At 48.4% G+C, this 18,178-nt stretch carries 8 protein-coding genes and 1 pseudogene; 4 read left to right on the top strand and 5 right to left on the bottom strand.

The annotated features are described in order from the left end of the window. Nucleotides 1–77: 77 nt before the first annotated feature. Nucleotides 78–835 (bottom strand): annotated as a pseudogene (locus tag JOY44_RS28440) (sensor histidine kinase). A gap of 1,012 nt (nt 836–1,847) precedes the next feature. Between JOY44_RS28440 and JOY44_RS28435 the strand changes: the two are divergent. From JOY44_RS28435 to JOY44_RS28425, 3 genes are all read left to right on the top strand, one after another. Then, on the top strand, nt 1,848–4,721 hold the full coding sequence (locus JOY44_RS28435; RefSeq protein WP_171575784.1) for a GAF domain-containing protein: 2,874 nt from the start codon (nt 1,848–1,850) through the stop codon (nt 4,719–4,721). A 1,282-nt stretch (nt 4,722–6,003) separates the two neighbouring features. Continuing rightward, nucleotides 6,004–7,698 (top strand): group II intron reverse transcriptase/maturase, encoded by a 1,695-nt coding sequence (gene ltrA, locus JOY44_RS28430; protein ID WP_307822141.1) that lies wholly within the window; start codon nt 6,004–6,006, stop codon nt 7,696–7,698. A 236-nt stretch (nt 7,699–7,934) separates the two neighbouring features. After that, entirely contained in the window at nt 7,935–9,269 is a 1,335-nt protein-coding gene (locus tag JOY44_RS28425) for a vanadium-dependent haloperoxidase (RefSeq protein WP_171576788.1), read from the top strand. A gap of 170 nt (nt 9,270–9,439) precedes the next feature. Here the strand turns inward: JOY44_RS28425 and JOY44_RS28420 are convergent, their stop codons facing one another. The 4 genes from JOY44_RS28420 to JOY44_RS28405 all read right to left on the bottom strand — a co-directional run bounded on the left by JOY44_RS28420 (nt 9,440) and on the right by JOY44_RS28405 (nt 15,125). Beyond that, nucleotides 9,440–10,039: a rhomboid family intramembrane serine protease gene (locus tag JOY44_RS28420; protein WP_171576787.1), complete on the bottom strand. Its 600-nt coding sequence runs from the start codon at nt 10,037–10,039 to the stop codon at nt 9,440–9,442. Nucleotides 10,040–10,309: 270 nt separating this feature from the next. Further along, nucleotides 10,310–10,879, bottom strand: a complete 570-nt coding sequence (locus JOY44_RS28415; RefSeq protein ID WP_203032116.1) for a transposase — start codon at nt 10,877–10,879, stop codon at nt 10,310–10,312. Between the two features lie 298 nt (nt 10,880–11,177). After that, complete coding sequence (locus JOY44_RS28410; RefSeq protein WP_171576785.1) at nt 11,178–12,644, bottom strand: recombinase family protein; 1,467 nt, start codon at nt 12,642–12,644, stop codon at nt 11,178–11,180. A 486-nt stretch (nt 12,645–13,130) separates the two neighbouring features. Then, a complete protein-coding gene (locus JOY44_RS28405) occupies nt 13,131–15,125 on the bottom strand; it encodes a hypothetical protein (protein WP_197985785.1) in 1,995 nt (664 codons plus the stop codon). Between the two features lie 1,061 nt (nt 15,126–16,186). On the opposite strand from JOY44_RS28405, the gene JOY44_RS28400 reads away from it, so the two are divergent. Next, a complete protein-coding gene (locus JOY44_RS28400) occupies nt 16,187–18,097 on the top strand; it encodes a helix-turn-helix domain-containing protein (RefSeq protein ID WP_171576783.1) in 1,911 nt (636 codons plus the stop codon). Nucleotides 18,098–18,178 lie beyond the last annotated feature (81 nt).

Here is an 18,178-nt window from a genome sequence, read left to right as displayed (position 1 = left end):
ATGTTCTCCCAGTTTAGGATTTCTCAGCTTCTCACCATAATTTTTTATTCCGCAATAGGTCTAATGGTTGGAAGCGCTCATGGCTGCACCTCGCCCTTGGGTAGAATGATAATGAAGCTTGTCCCTTTGCCCTCCTCACTTTCCACCGAGATCGTCCCGTGATGCGCTTCGGTAATACTCTTGGCTAAAAAGAGGCCCAAGCCCCAGCCTGTTTGCTCTCCAGTAGCGGTGGTGCGACGAAATTGTTGAAACAGGATCGCCTGTGCGTCTGGGGAGATCGGCTGCCTTCGTTATGGATCGTTAGGCTGATCTGCGTGGCAGTTTGCTGAAGTGTCAGCGTAATCGGACTACCAGGCGCACCGTATTTCACAGCGTTAGTGGCAATGTTTTCAATCACCCGCTGGATTTCTTTGCGGCTGCAATAGATCATGATCGGTCCTTCCGACACCACCACAAAGCGATTTTTATAAGCAAAGCTCAAGTCTGCCACGACATCCTGAACTAGCTGCTCTAAATCACAAACTGCACATTCCAGCTTTAAGCTCTGCCCTGCCCGTAACTGACCGGCATCAAGCAGATTTTGAATCATCACATCCATTCGATTAGCAGCACGGATGATCCGTGCTGCCACATTGTCCACATTGGTCTCACCTTGTCCCAGCCGTCCTAGTATCAAATACATACCCGTTTTAACAATCGTGATGGGATTTCTGAGGTCGTGAGTCAGCGTCTCCGTAAACAGTGTCTGAATCTCGCGTAGGGTTTGGGAGAATTGCGTAGCCGCGTCATTCACCGCTTGCTCAAAGGAGTCAATAATGATGTCTCGTTCCTGCATCTTTAAAGGCACTTCTTCCTCTAAAACCTGAAAGACGACTTGACGGAGGATATGGTACTCGAAGATGAGTTGAGGCATGGAGTAGTCAACATACCCAGCCCGTTCACGCCCACGCTTCTTGCCAGTTCGTGTGCTTTCTTTCTCGTCGGCTCTAGTGCGAGTGGGTGTTCGTTCAATGTTGGTTGAAAGCTCATTAACCAGTTGTCTTAAGTACAGCGGTAGTGAATCTCGCAAGAGAAGTGAATCTTGATGCATGGCTGCATCAACTTCCTGACGCGCCCGCTCTTCCCACAAACCCATGATTCGTTCAGACTGTTGCTGAAGACGGTCAGAAACTGAACTAGACATTTGCAATCAAGCCCTAAATATCTATACTCAAATGCATGATCCCTGGTTGGGGTTCTTTGCACAACCCCTCAAAAAGGTATAGTCCACTTTGAGACGATTAAGTCTTAGTATGTTTTTAGCAATCTAATTACTGGGACCAGCGGGCGCATCCATGCAGAAAGTTACGGTTTCGATGTATCAGGAAACTTAGAGCTGACCATGTAACCTGATTTTGATTTTTTGATGAGTTTTCTTGTGCTGATCAAGACCTCATAGCGTCAAAAAGCTCGGCACAAAGAAAATGGTTGTTTTTCTAGCGGTTGCCTTTATGGGAAATGAAAACCTTGTGGCATAAGGATTCTAGCCAAAACCGTAACTTTCTGTTCAAATGCGCCCGCTGGTCTATCAAATTATTACCGAGAAACACGGCGGCAAATTAGACTGTTTCTCGACGGTCGGCAAGGGGTCTGAGTTTGTGATACAGATTCCGGTCAGGCTGCCTGCTGCTACAGGTGCACTGTAGCAGCAGGCGTTAGGGTTCTCAACCAGCCAGCCTTTACTTTGGCTGTCTCATGATGTTGTTTTGATATGGTGTGATGGTGGCTTGTTTGCAGAGAGGGTCTTCTGGTCAAGATTAATACAGTCGCTGTGTCAAAAAGACGACTCCGTCTTTGGGAGTATTAGGGTGTCTAGAGATTCGTTAACCGCTTTGCTTGCTTTGGAGGTCATTCTCGAGAAAAGCGCAGACATTACTGCCCAGATCCAACACGGTCTAGCACTAGAAAGCCTTTTGCAGTGGGTGATCACCGATGCCCGAGCCCTGCTGCAATGTGATCGTGTGCTCATCTATCGCTTCCTAGAGGATCAGGATGCTGTTGTCGCTTTTGAGTCTGTTGGTGCCGATGGCACACCGCTGCTGGGACAACGGCTCTATGACCCGTGCTTGGGTGCCACTTGGGTCGAACGCTATCAACAAGGACACACCACTACCATTGCCGACGTGCACAACGGCAGGATTGACCCTTGCTACGTCCAACTTTTGGCACGCTTACAGGTACAAGCCAATCTGGTGGTACCAATTTTCAGCCAGAGTACCCTCTGGGGCTTGTTAATTGCCCACCACTGTCGCAGCCCGCATGAGTGGCAACCCCTGGAGGTGCAGTTCTTGCAGCACATCGCTCTGCCACTAGGGGTCGCTGTCCAGCAGGCTACACTGCGCCAACGCCAGCAACACTTAGAAAGTCAGATAGAGCAGCAGACAGCAGACAGTGCCACCGACTGCAGCTCACACCAACAGTGCCTAGTGAGTGTGAGCTGCGATCGCCCAGGCACCACCTTACGCTCAAGTGAAGCGCAGTACTATAACCTGGTCAACCACTTAAATACCGGTTTGGTAGTACATGCTCCAGATACCCAGATCTTGCAGTGTAATGACACTGCCTGTGCTTTATTAGGGCTGTCAAGGGAGCAAATGCTGGGTAAAGTCGCGATTGATCCGGGCTGGCAGTTTCTGCGTGAAGATGCCAGCGTGATGCCCGTGGAGGAGTATCCGGTCAACCGCGTGCTAGCGATGCATGCACCCCTCAAAAATTATGTGGTCGGGATCAGGCGGGGCGATCAGTCACAAAAGTGGGGCTTAGTCACGGCCTTTCCAGAGTTTGCCGCTGACGGGTCCCTGCTGCAGGTGGTGGTGACCTTCATTGACATTAGCCGTTTGAAGCAGGCAGAACTGGACCTGCAATGGCAGTCTGAGCAACGACGGTTGCTGCTGACGGTTACCCAACAGATGCGTCAAACGCTCGACTTAGACCACATCCTCCAGACCGCTGTGTCCGAGGTGCGGCAGTTCTTGCAGACCGATCGGGTGATCATCTATCAGTTTGAACCCAACTGGAGTGGCAGCATCATTGCGGAAGCCGTGGCGGTGGGATGGACATCAATCCTGGGCAAGCAAATCACCGATACCTATTTTTTGGAAACGGAGGGAAAACCCTATATCCAAGGCAGAGTGAAGGCATCCAATGATATTTACACCGATGAGCTTGATCCTTGCCATGTGGCACTGTTAGAACAAATGCAGGTGCGGGCCAATCTGGTTGTGCCGATCTTGCAAGACAACCACCTGTGGGGGTTGCTAGTCGCTCAGCAGTGCAACGCACCGCGCCTATGGGCAACTTTAGAAATTGAACTACTGCAACACCTAGCGACCCAGCTTGCGATCGCCATTCAGCAAGCAGAATTGTATCGGCAGGTGCAAACCTGCAACACTAGACTGGAATTGCAGGTTCAGGAGCGTACAGCCCAACTCCAAAAAGCCTTAGAGTTTGAAGCCCTCCTCAAACGGATTACCGATCGTGTGCGCGATAGCCTGGATGAAAGGCACATTTTGCAAACGTCCGTTGAGGCACTCGCCCAGGGATTATCGATCGGTGCCTGCGATGCGGGTATTTACAACGCGGAACAAACCACGTCTACAATCGCCTACGAAGTGACCAACACCCTCGCGTCCGCTCAAGGCTGCACCTTTGAGCTGGCGACAGCTACCCATCCCGAGGTGTATCCCTACTTGCTCAGTGGGCGAAGCTGCCAGTTCAGCGATGTTACGCCTCACCCGCTGCGTGCTGATCAACAGCGACAGACCACCCTGGCAGTGCCTCTTATAGATGACCAGGGTGTCTTGGGGGATCTGTGGCTATTCAAACCATCCGGTGAGGTGTTTGATGACCAGGATGTCCGCCTGGTGCAGCAGGTGGCCAACCAATGTGCGATCGCGCTGCGACAATCGCGTCTCTATCAAGCAGCCCAGGCGCAGGTGCAAGCGTTGGAGCGGCTTAACCAACTGAAAGATGACTTCCTCAGCACCGTCTCCCACGAACTCCGCACGCCCATGTCTAACATTAAAATGGCGACCCAAATGCTAGAAATTAGTTTGGAGCCGTTGGGCGTTTTAGACGATGCCGCCAACGCGATTAATCACTACTTCAAAATCCTGCGCGAGGAGGGGAAACGTGAGCTGACGTTAATCAACGATCTGCTAGATCTGGCGCGACTGGATGCTGACACAGAACCACTCACTCTCACCACCATTAACCTCCAGATCTATCTGCCGCACCTGGCAGACTCTTTTAGCGAACGAACCCAGCAACAGCAGCAGCACTTAACCCTCCATCTTCCTACCAATTTTCCCCCCTTCACCACCGATTTACCTTACCTGGAACGGATTCTGACGGAACTCCTGCACAACGCCTGCAAATACACGCCGACCGGAGGCACCATTACGGTGTCAGCTCGAGCTACGCCAGCAGCCTTAGAACTGCGCGTCAGCAATACGGGTGTCGAGATTCCAGCGACCGAATACGAGCGCATCTTCGACAAGTTCTACCGCATCCCCAACCACGACCCCTGGAAACATGGTGGCACCGGACTGGGGTTAGCCCTGGTGAAACAGCTCACCGCACGTTTGGGTGGTCAAATCCACGTTGAGAGTGGCGGTGGACAAACCACCTTTGTGCTGACGTTCGGACCTAGTAGCGTCGCCGCCGATGAGATCCATCCATAAGCACTCCTTAAGGCGCGATCGTCGGTACGTGGGGTAGGGCAGCGATGTCCTACTCGACTGCATCTTAACCCCTTACACAGCAACGCTTTCCGGCTTAACACTCTTTTCTCTGCCGCTGCTCGTTTTCCTCTATCCCCATCCCGGCGTATGGCAACAATTCGTGTGAAAAAGGGCCATATGCGCTAGAGAAGTATCAATACTTACCAACATTGCTAATCGGTCAGGCGACTCATCAATTTTACTAATAGGCTTGTAGAGCTTGAATAGTTGCGAAACGAGCAACGAGTCAACGATGAGATCGGGCTTTGGAGTCCTTAAAGCCCGCAAGATTACGCTTGTAGTATAAGATTCTGGAATTGAATCAGTCCAGAAAAAGTCCAACCCATCTGTAGTAGGGTTTTTCCATCTTTAGTAGAACTTATCAATAGTTGTCTGCTACCTTCCAACTTACTTCGTTTCGTTTGCATTGAACCCGAAACCATCGCAGCGCTTAGTCCTTATTGGACGCAGCACATTAATCGGTTTGGTCGTTACAGTTTGGACATGGACCGTTGCCCTCCTCCCATTGATTTTGGCATCCCTGTCGTCTTCCAAAAGTCATCGGATCAATGATTTTCTTGAAAAATTGTCTCTTGGAAGTACTGCCTAATAAAGGTTTCAGCCGATGTGGTACTTAATTGCCAGGAACGGTGTCATACGTGCGATTCGTTTAGCTGAAACAAGCGAAAGCTTGGGGATAGCTAGCAAGGAATAAAGGAGGTTAACAACTCAAACAACCTTGTAACTGAATAATCATGAGGGTGAAAGCCCCTCCCCACAAGTGCAGTGGTGACAGCATCACCCCTACGGTAGCGACTAGCCATCAATCCGTAAAGCGGGGTGAAAAGGCGGTATCTGAGAGCCTTACTTGGAAACCCGTCGAGCAGAGAACCGATGAGTAACACCCGTGAAGATGCATTGAACCATCGTCACCGTTAACCAGCCAAATCAGGCTGATAGGCTGGAGCCAAAAGGCAAAGGATAAGGGGTTGGCGTGTGTATGAGCGACCAATTGCACTCCCAATAAACCCGGTGGAGAGCATCACTCTAAGGGTTCTAATCAATGGTTATTCGGAACGAAGTAACTCACCATTTGCTCTTGCCCCCTGGGTCAGGCGGGCGAGTAGGTGCTAACCGCAAGCAAATGGTGAGAGGGATTGCCTAAGAAGCTAATGCCAGCGGGAAAGCCGCAGGATATGCAGACGTAGGCACGGTGATTTGGAATGAAGGGGAGTGATTAGCAATGAAAATGTCTAAAGCACGGGTAAACCCGATGATGGAATGGAACACGATCCCCTGGTGTCAGCTAGAGCGGCGCGTGTTTAAGTTGCAAAAGCGCATCTTCAAAGCCTCGCAGCGTGGCGATGTCAAGGCAGTTCATCGACTTCAAAAGACTCTGATGAGATCCTGGTCTGCCAGGTGTCTCGCGGTACGTCAGGTGACTCAGGATAACACTGGCAAGAAAACAGCCGGAATTGATGGAATCAAGCAATTGGTTCCATCCCAGCGGTTGAAACTGGTCAGTATGTTACACCTAACCCATCGAGCACAACCCGTTCGCCGGGTCTTTATTCCAAAGCCTGGAAGTTCGGAAAAGCGTGGGTTAGGTATTCCGACAATCCATGACCGCTGTGTGCAGACATTGGTAAAGCTAGGACTAGAACCCGAATGGGAGGCAAAGTTTGAGCCCAACAGCTATGGGTTTCGACCAAGCCGCTCATGCCATGATGCGATTGAAGCGATTTTCAGTGCCATTCGGCAAAAGCCCAAATTCGTTTTGGATGCAGATCTCGAAAAATGCTTCGACCGGATCGACCAGTCCGCCTTGCTGGCAAAACTCAAGACCTTTCCAACGCTACGACGACAAGTTCAAGCTTGGCTAAGTGCTGGGGTGATGGAGAGAGGAGCACTGTTTCCGACCAAAGAAGGTGTGCCACAAGGGGGGTGTTGCTCTCCGTTGATGGCAAATATCGCCTTACACGGAATGGAGGCAGTGGTGAGCCAAGTCTCTAAGACGGCACGGCTCATTCGCTACTGTGATGATTTTGTGGTGTTACACGAAGATATTACAGCGGTACAAGCCTGCCAGCAGGCATTACAACAGTGGTTAGGTGGCATGGGCTTAACCTTGAAGCCAAGCAAAACCCACATCACGCATACCCTCAAACCATTTGAGGGACGAGTGGGATTTGATTTTTTGGGTATGCAGATTCGGCAATTCCACGTTGGCAAATATCAATGCGGTAAATCTGGAACCCGAGGCAAGCATCCCCAACCACTTGGGTTTAAGACTCTCATCAAACCTAGTCTCGCTAAGCTGAAACAGCAACTTGAAGCAATCGGGTGCATTATCAAGACCCATCGAGCAGCCCCTCAAGCGGCATTGATTCGTCATCTGAATCCACGTATTCGAGGGTGGGCAAACTATTATGCATCCGTGGTCAGCAAAGCCTGTTTTGAGAAGCTCGACCATCTCATTTTTCAGCAACTGCGGGCTTGGGCACGTCGTCGTCATCCCAATAAGTCTCTTTACTGGATCATTCACCGTTACTGGAGAATGGAAAGTGGAGAGAATTGGCGCTTTAGCGTCACACTCAACGGACAACCGATGCACCTTCTCAAACATCGTGATACGCCCATTGTGCGGCATATCAAGGTGCAGGGAAATCGAAGTCCCTATGATGGCGATTGGCTTTATTGGAGTATAAGATTGGGCAGCAATCCAGAGGTGCCAACCCGAGTGGCAAGGCTACTCAAGCGCCAGAAAGGACAATGCCCAGCCTGTGGACTGTTTTTCAAAGATGGGGACCAATTGGATATTGACCACATCCTCGCGCTCTCACAAGGGGGTAAGGACGAATACAAAAACTTCCAATTGCTCCATCGACACTGCCATGTGGTTAAGACAAGACGGGAAAGAGCAACCGTTCAATCCTAGTTGGTTCGTAGGTATGCATGACAAGCACCAAATTGCTGAGGAGCCGTGTGAGGTTACAAGCTTCAAGCACGGTTCTGAAGACCAGCGGGGTGGGCGACTGCTCCGCTGAGTTTAACCCCTAATTGTCGCATTTTCTGATTACTGAAGGAAATAGTGCCCGTGTGGGTACTGTGAAGCGGAGATCGTCCTAGCCACAATCAAGTGGTCTACTGAATTGAACTCCCCCTAAGCAACTCATGAATATCCTAGATATCAACGCTCTCGCGCTTGAATTGGTCGCTCGTGATTTTAGCAACGGTCATTCACCGACCAACGCAGGTCCCACCAAAACCTCGCGTGCCCTTGCCCTTATCCACCTTGCTGCGCACGATGCATATGCTGCAATCACCAGTTTCTTGCCCTTCGTCCTCGCGCCCCTGCCGATTCTACCCGTAGGCATTAGCACCGATGAGGCGACTGGAACGGCTGCCCTCTTGGGTGCGGCACTTCAAGCTGCCACCGCTTTGTATCCAGATGACGCTCAATTCATCGCCGCTCGATCGGCTACGCTGATCGTCGGTGCTGATCCTGCCGCTCTCGCCTATGGTCAGCAGGTCGCTGATGCTTGGCTGTTCGCTCGTCAAGGTGACGGCTCGGAACTGCCGCAACTTGATGAACTGTATTCAGAAGAACCCGGACATCATCGCCGTGACCCGCTCAACTCAATGCAAAAAGCACTGGGGCGACCTTGGGGCAAGGTCAAGCCCTTTGTCCTAACCAACGTTGTCACCGATGCTTTCCTTGCTGCTCCCCCTGCATTAGATAGCGATGAGTATGCGCTGGCGTTCAACGAAGTGATCAAGGCGGGCAAAAGCGACACTACTCAGCGTGATTCGGATTCGCGTGAGCAAGCGGCGATCGGCATCTTTTGGGGATATGACGGTGCGAATCAACTGGGCACACCACCGCGCCTGTATAACCAAGTCGTACGCCAACTTTCTGAGTTGAAAGATTTGTCGCACAAAGATCAAATCAAACTATTTACAGCAATCAACGTGGCGATGGCGGATGCTGGCATTGCCGCATGGCACTGGAAATATGAGTACGATTTTTGGCGTCCCGTCGTCGCCATTCGCGAAGCAGAAACGGGATTTGGACCGACGGGCAAAGGCGATCGCAACAATCTGCGGAAAGCGGGAGACCCGTTCTGGCTACCGCTGGGCGCTCCCAAAAGCAATCCGGCTCCTCCAGTGTTTGGCGGTCTAGGCAGCAATTTCACCCCGAACTTTCCAGCCTACCCTTCTGGACACTCGACGTTTGGCTCCGCTTGCTTTGAAACTGCTGCCGCGCTGCTGGATAAACAGCCAGAAGATCTGCGAGTGACTTTCGTCTCAGATGAATTTAATGGCATAACGACAGACAACACGGGCACAACCCGCCCGCGCTGGGAGCAGACTTTCACCTTGCGCGAAGCGATCGAGCAGAATGCGGTCAGTCGGATCTACCTGGGTGTACATTGGAACTTCGATGCGACAGGTGGTGAGACAGTAGGCAAAGCGGTCGCGGTCAAAGCGATCGCTACCTTCAAATAAGCTGGCAGCAAAGTACCTAAACTGAGGTGATTCACAGTGTCGTGAATCACCTCAGTTTAGAGCTGTCGTATTCCACTTTATTTGTCGCCGATCCCACGCTCGTTGTCGTGTAGTTTTAGCGGCTGTAATCTTGACAGAACTTGTGCTTGAGCGGTGTAGTATGGCAGTTTTTATGTGATCGCAAGCAGCTCAAACAACTGCCTCAACTCCGGTAAATAACGTGCCGTAAGGATGCCGCCCACAAAGCCAAATAGATGTCCTTGCCAAGAGATGCCGCGTCGTCGTGAGGGTAAAACGCCCCAAATGAGTGGACCGTAGAGCAAAGCTACCACGACTGAAACGGTGGCAGAGAACAGCTCTTGCTCAAAGTAGCTCCGGGACAGCAAAAAGCCGAAATAGCCAAAAATGATGCCGCTAGCGCCAATGTGAATCGTGTTAGGTGCTGCAAAGAGCCAAATGCCTAAACCACTGACGAGCCAAATCACAGCCGTGGCGACCGTGAATTCTGTGACCCCGTGCAGCAGCGTAAACCAGCCGAGCACAGCGAAAGGTAACGTATTGGCAATCAGGTGATTCCAGGTGCCATGCAGCAGTGGAGCAAACAAAATGCCCCGTAGTCCAATTTGAGTACGGGGCACAATACCCAGACGATTTAGGCGGTGCTGTAACAACAATTGATCCACAATCTCTAACATCCAAATGATCGTAATCAAGACACCAATGATTTTGGCTTGAGTTGCAACGTTATTAGCAGTAAGGGAAAAGGGCATCAATGGCGAACATCACGGTCTGTAATGAGTTTAGGCTACCTGCTGAACTTTGGGTTGAATAGAACGTGGTAAGTAAGAGCAGCGCTCCTACACTAACGAAGTATGAAATTCAGTTTCTTGCTTAGAGCTCTCCTGCAGAGTTGCGGTTGAGTAGGGCTGGTTCACTGCATCTTAGCCCCTTCTTACCCATCAACCCAAAATTTAGAGGTGGAGATAAAGTAAGTCCCGTGCAAGAGGCTAAAGCAGCGGCAATTCCCTGTGCTTAGTATGCTAAACGGAGGGATGTCCAGAGGCACCTTGGCTTCCACGGCTCAAGTTCGCCTTTCTCAACCAGGACCGAATCGTTTCACCTTTAATGCCTGTCAGTTTCGCAACTTCGGTAGAACTTTTGCCCGCTAAGTAAAGCTGGATACAATGCTCCTTCTCCTCCTCTGAGTATCGTTTCTGTCCTCTGCCAATACCAGCTTCAGCAATCCAGCTACGGATTGTTACAGCAGGAATACCTGTCCTCTCAAAAATCGCATTGGAAGAATTTCCGCGCTCATATAGCTTCAAGCAAGCTTGCTTCTCCTCCAGAGTGTATTTCCTCTCCCTCGAAATTCCAGCTTGAGCAGCCCAGAGCGTGATGGTATCAGCTGGCACATTGACTGCATCCTCAATTTCCTTGGGAGGCAATCCATTGGCATAGCTCAGTAGGCATTGTTCTTTTAGGCTGTCAGGATATTGCTCTGACAGTCCTGGCAATTTTCCAAATTCTCGAAACCATTTCCTAATGGTGCGACGCGAAGGTATATCAAGCAAATATTGAATCTCTTGAATTGAGTAGCCAAGATCAAACATCCTTAGCGCCTGCTTTTTAGTGTCCTCTGAGTAGGGATCCTCATTACTTGAAGGCATGATTGCTCCAAAATCTTTGTCTGAAGAAGCAATTTGAGCCTGGATTAGAAGACCAAGCTTTTTGTTATATGGACAACTTTGGCATTGGCTACTTAGGCCAGGTTCAGAGCAATCACACGCTTTTCGCCACTCTTGCAGTGCAATCTTCTCTGCCTTAAGAAATCGATTTACAGCAGCAGCGAAAATATTCAGAGGTAGCATAGACATCCTTTTAGAAGTCCGAAAGTAGAGGAATGTAAGTTCAAACGCTTAAATCTATGGCTAATACCTTTCCATCTACTATTAATATACGGTCAACCAGTTTCCCATAAAAAATTTCACGCTCAGTTTTGGTTAATGTGTACCAAAAATTGATATTTTGAGCTTGAGGATGACGAATAATTTCCTGACTAACCTTTCTAGGTTTGTTCATTTCAGTTTCAAGCTCTCTACAGAGATCCCGCTTAATATTGCTTAGATCTCGATCTACTTTAGACCATGAAAGATTTTCTATATCTTGTATTTTTTTCTTGATTTCAGCTGTTTTAGCTAACTCAGCCGAATCTTCTGTAAGAGCAGTATTGCCTAGGTAAATTTCATTAGCTCTTGTAGAAATTCGATAAATAATCGCTTCCTCTATTCTCTCAAGTCTGACGTGTTTTCGACTATCGCAGTAAGTTCTTGAGTGCCCACATGCATAATAGGAATACTGTCCACCACGTTTCAGATCACAAGAACCACCGCATTTTTGACAAACTACTTTTCCAGTTAAGTAATAAGTTCTTTCAGGTTTTCCTAATTTGCCAAAAGAGGAACTTATAATTTCCTCAATCTCCTGATATTCCTCACTAGTTATCAGAGCTTGACCAGGATGGGTATTAGGAATAACATTCCACTCATTAATATCAGGATATTTTCCTTTCCTTGGATACTTCTGATAACATGTATGTCCTTGAAGAATTGGATTTCTTAACCATCGCTTTAAGCCGGATATAGTTCCAAAGATAGCTAAACCTACAACTGGTTTCCTCTTCTTTATTATTGAGGAACCAAACCTCGCGTGCATCCGCTGTAGTACTTTTGAAGCCTTTCTTAGTTCTAGAAAACTCTCGACCATTTCTCGAGAAATCCTAGCTTTGCTCCAACTTAATAGCTTTGATGAATTATCTGGTTCATCTTCAAAACTCAATTCTCGATAGTTAGCTGGCCTTCCTTCTATGGGGCAGACGCAAGGGGTTGTATCAAGCTCATACTTGTTGTTAATAATTCTGTAGCCAAATGGAAATACCTGCCAGGCGATTTGGTCTTTTCTTCGACTTTTATGAACTCGATTAATTCGTTCGATGATCGTTTTGCGCTCATAAGCGCCTAGCATTATCTGCATATCTGCACTTAGTTCACCAGCGGCTGTGCTTAAATCTACTTCTCCCTGGTTAAGCAAAAAGAGCTGTACGTCGTGTTCGCGTAATAGATCCTTGACAAAAAATCCCATATAAGGGTCGCGCATCAAGCGATCCCAGGCAACCGCCTTTAAAGTACGAACCTCGCCCTGCTGAATCAATTTAATTAGTTGTTGAAATTCTGCTCTATCTGAGTTTGCGCCTGATTCAACATCACGGAAAATTTTGTCAACGCCGTGTTCCTTTAGAATATCAATTTGCCGATCTAATGATTGAGAGTAAAACTGCTCAGTTGTCGAGACACGAGCATATCCAATGGTCAGTTTCATTAGGTTGATAATAGTATCCTTGCACTATTAAACTACCAGATAATCTGCGGAGATGCTACTACAATAGAATCCCCGCAGACTTGAGGGATACTTCTTGATAAGTTACCTTTTGAAAGAGCTGTAAACGCTTCTATCGCTACGGGTAGATTCCCTGCCCTTTGGGGCGCACGTAGTACAGCAGTCCGAATGGGCGCTGTTGAGCGGAGTCGAGCCGCAAAGCGTGTGAAGCGTAGCGAAGTAATACACCGTCCGCTTGCGGTGGTGACGTTCATTGCGTAGCCATACAAAAAATTACGTAAGGCTATATCCCTCTGTTTGGTGTTCCCGTAGCGATCACAAAAACAATGCTTAAGACGTTGTCGAGAGTTTGTGGAAGAGGAGACCTACATAGGCCAGCAGGGACTGTCTAAAATCTACATTAGTTCTCATTAGAATAGCCGCCGCTTGGACTCCAATGAAAAATACATTCTTCTCACTTTACTCCTCCTATCTTTGCATCCTTGGTTCATGGCTTTTAGAGTCGGATAGCTCCTCCAGCCAAAGATTCCACAGCGCCAACTCCATATCATCTAACTGAGCCTGACTACGCTTACCCAATAGTTGCCATAAGCGATCGCCCACCTGCTCTCGCGTCCATCCTAATCGCTGAATCTGCACCGATATAGCCGCCAGCACCCCAGACAGATCCCGCGCCGAATCATCGAACTCCAAAGCCTCAAATAACGGTAGATTCAAGCGCTCCACCTGCAACACCCCCGGATTGATTTCAGCCCACGCGATCGCCTCCGCCATCAAAATTGGATCACCCGATTCCAAAAACCGCTGCATCCGAGCAATCGGAGCTGCCTGCATTGCTTCAAGGCGGATCTGATTTACCTGTTGATCAGCCGATTGAGCCGCCGCCTGACCCAGATCGAACCAAGTTTGCAGGTCAAATAAAGGGAGTTGAATCGTGTGATCCCTTCCATTTGACTCCCCCACTCCCCTTTGAGCATGTCTAGAAGTTGGATCTACCTGAGCATTACCGCCTACTGAGAGTAACGATTGCCCTAGGCGATCATTCAAATCCTTTCCTGATGGGTCATTACCGCCATTATCTGATAATAAGCTTGTAGGATTGTGCCAGTTAGATGCGTCCCCAACGCAATCTAACTGGGCATCCGTGTTTGAAGTTGGGGGGTTTGGGGGGATTTTCACAGGAGAGGCAAATGCATCTGCCAAATCCTGATTTGCGTCCATACCAAAGTGGTTGGGATGCCACAGGTCGCGGTGGCGATAAAGCGATGCTCCACCAATGCCGTATTTTAGTAACATCTGAAACCGGGTAGTGGCTTGAATCGGTAGACTATTTGTCTCAAGCAAATCTGCGATCGCTCGTCGAATTCGGTCTCGGGTTGCAGCAGACTGGCGTTGATTCCAGGATGGGGATTTATCAATAGCAGCGATTAGTTCTGGGTCTTGAATTTCTGGTTTAGGCTTTTTACTCTGGTCGCTAAAGTGAAAATAATGGCTATTTTCAATACACCGCGTCCATTCTTCGGCGCGATGTTCAATTTCGTGCTGATGCTGGCACCATTCTCGATAGCCTGGAAGAGATTGAGCGGTTTCAACAATGGTAGTCATCAGTGCTGTTCCTGCTAATGGTTTTCCACCCGAAAGGACGTGATGAAAAATGTACTCTCGCATAGTGATCCGTCCGAGCAACCGATTGGTTTGTCCATAGCCCGTCCATCCCAATTCAATTTCGGCATTTAAGTCGTTAACAAACTTCTCTGCTTTGCCTGAGATGCCGAAGTGCTTACGCTTTGCCTGTTTAAGGATCTGCTTAAGCGTTTTGCTATCAATATCGTTGCGCTGTTGAGCAAACTGCCACTGCTTGACGAAGGTGTGAGCATTACTCCAGATCGGTTCAAACTCTTTGTTGAGTAGATAGGAACCGATCTGCAACGGTAGCCGATGAGCATTGAACAGACTGGGAGTGCTGTCTGTTGCGTAGGGCTTCGGATTTGGGAAGATTTCAAGTTGTCCGGGTTGAAGTTTGAATCCGGCATTTTCCAGCAGGCAGGCAAGGGCGATCGCTAGCTGCCAAGAGCTTTGCGGTTGTTGAAAGGGAAAATAAAGGTGTAAACCGCTGCTGTAACTAGAGGTGCAAGTGATGTAGCGAACCAGTCCAAGGGATTCCAGTGCAGCAGCAATGCGGGAGATGGCAAACGGATCGTGTTTGGGGTGATAGGTGCTACCAGCGTCAATGTCGAGAAGGCAATAGTTTGCTTCTGCGCCAAAGCGAACGCCGTAGAGATACGCCCCCTGCTGAATTAGGCGATCTGATAAGGGGTGACGGCTTTCAGTCTGCCAGGCTGGGGTTTCACCAGGATTTGGGTAAGGTGCAAAGATATAGTCGAAGCGGTGAGAAAACAGAGATAAAAACGGCTCATTCCACTCACGTACGCTTTCAAAGCGGGTTGCACTGGTCTGTTTCATGTTTGCTTCTTGTTTATCTCAGCTTTTTGCTATTTCTTGTTGCTCTCAATTGCTTGAGGTGCATAGCAAATAGTTTCTTCATATAAACCCTGTGAAGACCGCCAATTGTATGGTGACGCTCAACAGACTCACAGGGTATACACCTGTAGACATTTGTTCTTGATCATTAAACAATCCGTTTTTGCGCGTTACTAGCTGAGTCAATTGGGAATATTGCGCTTACCCTTAGACTTGGCAATAGTCGGTAGAAGTGCCTAGCTGTCCCAGTCCTGAGATTGCTTTGTTCGCTGATTCTAGGCACTAAAATTTAGTAAAAATTTTTTTCGTAGCGCCATTCTAGAGTGGTAGCAACCGTCTCAATGACTTTGTTTCGCGATTCTAGAGAACTTGACAATCTTGTCAACCTGATTTGTTACGTTAATCTAGTCGTAGTTGTCAATATTGGCAATGTTTCAAGATACTAGGCAACCTGTCAATTTTTGGCAATTTTGGACGACTGACCATACGTTGCTAGATCCTAGAGTCTGTCGTCAATTTGTCAATCCGTTACTTAATCTTGAGCTTTTGTTGCTCGCAACTAGTCTAATAGGCAATTTTGTCAATGCTGTCAGTTGGCGATGATGGGAGAATTGCATTGAGTAGTAGAATGAGCAATGTAGCTGGATTCTAGAAGTCGTGTCAATTTTGGCAATTGTTAAATCTTCTAAACTTTTGACAGGTTTTTACTTGACTCTAGTGACGCTCCTAGCTCAACTTCTAAGACCTTTACGGTTTGGAGATTTTGGAGCGAGCTGTTTGTTGATTACCTTGACCTACGGTTGATAAATTCATTCTATGTTAATAGATCCTAGAGTTAAAGTTGCGTGATTCTAGTCTCTCAAGGCAAAAAGAATGCACAGGGGTAATCGTCGTATCCCCCTCTCCGAGGGCACTGATAATTTTTTATATGTGACACCAGTCTGCGATGGGTTCTCTTTTATTGACAACATAGCTGACTGGATCTCGATTTTCTGCTCTCAGGGCTATACTGTGCCGATGTGGATAAGTTTTACATAGTACCCGTGACCCAGCTCAATGAACTCGCTTTAGACTCAACCTCACTCTTGTCTGACTCACTCTCTTCTGATGTCGCGTCAATTGTGTTGGATCAGAGTCAGGTACAGTTTTATGCTGCAAAGTTGAAGATGGACAAAGCATTTCTAAATCTGGTTTTGGTTAATGTTGCAACTGGAATTAACCAATTTAGATTACATCTAGCGCACACACGGCTGAAGGGTGATATCGATATAATCAATCTCTATGGCGAGACAGAGAAGATTGATGCCCTTCAAAAGCAAACGATGGTGCGGCTTGAACGGCGATTTCGCTCAGTATTGAAAACTGATAAGTTTTGGGATCAGACAGCAACCTGGATCTTGCTACGACTTGACCAATGGCATCGAGAAGGGCTGATGCCATCTGATTGTTCTGTTGTAGGTGTGCTGTCGCTGGAGTCAGGGGACGATTTAACGGATAGTGACGAGTGGCGCGAGTCATTAGTGACGAGTGCTTGTGCTTTTCACACGGCCAGTCAGTGGTTACGACATCTGAATCTATCGGGGCATAGCGCCGCTGAAATTGATAAGCTGCTGGGCGTTAAGTCTGTTGCTGCCGCCACGCGTGAGCCTTTGTTTCAAGATGCAGAAGTTGAACGGGTGGCAACTGGCTACCCAATTCTCACAGGTGCACAGGCGCTGATTAATTCTCAATGGGAAGATGGGGAGTATCCGTACTGGAAGAAACTGGTAGGGGAAGGCTTTATTCAGCATCAAATTGTACGTCAGAGTCCCTCAAACCAGCAAATTGAACTGGTGCCAGGTAAGGCAGCGTGGGAAATCATTCAGCAGTTTGGTCCTGAGGCGGCGTATGTCTTCTTGATTTTCTCTTCTTATGCAACTGATTCAGAAGAGCCGTGGGCAGAGCAGATTCGGCTCAAGGGTACTGATCTAATTCGACTCTTTGGTTGGGGCAAACGCACTGATATTACGATCGCTCAAAAGCTCAAGAAGATTGGACATCTAGTCGAGTTGGTCTGTAGCCTCTCTGTACTTGTAAGTAATATCAACATTGGCGCAAAACGTTACAACGTTGAGCGGGGTGCAATGTGGACTTTGGAGGGTTTGGGGTATGCGGGTCAACTGGCATTGACAATGGATATTAATCAACCCGATTCTCCAACCTACGAAGCGGGTGAGCCAGATGAACTTTACATTAAGGTACGCCCCGGCGTTTGGACTGAAAAGTTCTTGAATGCTAGCGATGCCAGCGCTAAAGAAGCCCTCTTTCAATATGGCTATTTGGCAAAGAGTACGCTTCAGATCAACCCTTACCGTCAACGATTAGCTTCAAAGCTTGCCATCTTCCTCACCATCATGAGTCGGATACGAGATGACGGTCGTTATGAGGTGCGAACACTGCTAGAGCGGTTGGAGCCGAAGGATCTTCTGGAGAATGTTCAAGAAGATCGATTACGCCGGATTAAATTGATCAACCAATGGGACAGCGCTTTGTTGACTCTCAAAGAATTGGGGTGGGAGATTGATTTTGATCAAGCGACTTATCCAGAGAGTATCAGACCCGCTTGGTCGTTGAGTGATGATTTAGATTCTGGCTATCGTCCTCGCAATTGGTTGGCGACTTGGCTCAGAGCGATCGTAATTATCAAGCCTTCTGTGAAAATCCAGGAAAAGCTGGGTGGTCATATACCTGTTGCCTTGAAGCCCTCACGTACACCTGCCCAACCGCCCCTGCTAACAAGTGAAGCAATTCAGGCTGCGCTGGATGCGAAGGGAATGACCAAGGCTCAATTGGCAGATGCGTTGCAAGTAGACCGCTCTCTGGTTACGCGCTGGTTAAAAGGACAGCGAACGATTCAACCAAAGCATCGTACGCGGATCAAAGCATTGCTTGGAGATTTTGATGGGCAGATGTAGCCGTGAAAATAGTGAAGCTCAATTCCCCCCTACAAAAGTACTGGAACAGTGTAGATTTCACGCTAACGGCATTAATGCTTG

Source organism: Leptolyngbya sp. Cla-17, from assembly GCF_016807185.1.
Classification (GTDB): domain Bacteria; phylum Cyanobacteriota; class Cyanobacteriia; order Leptolyngbyales; family Leptolyngbyaceae; genus ULC077BIN1.
The sequence above is the reverse complement of the archived record's forward strand: the minus strand, read 5'-3'. Positions and strand labels throughout refer to the sequence as shown.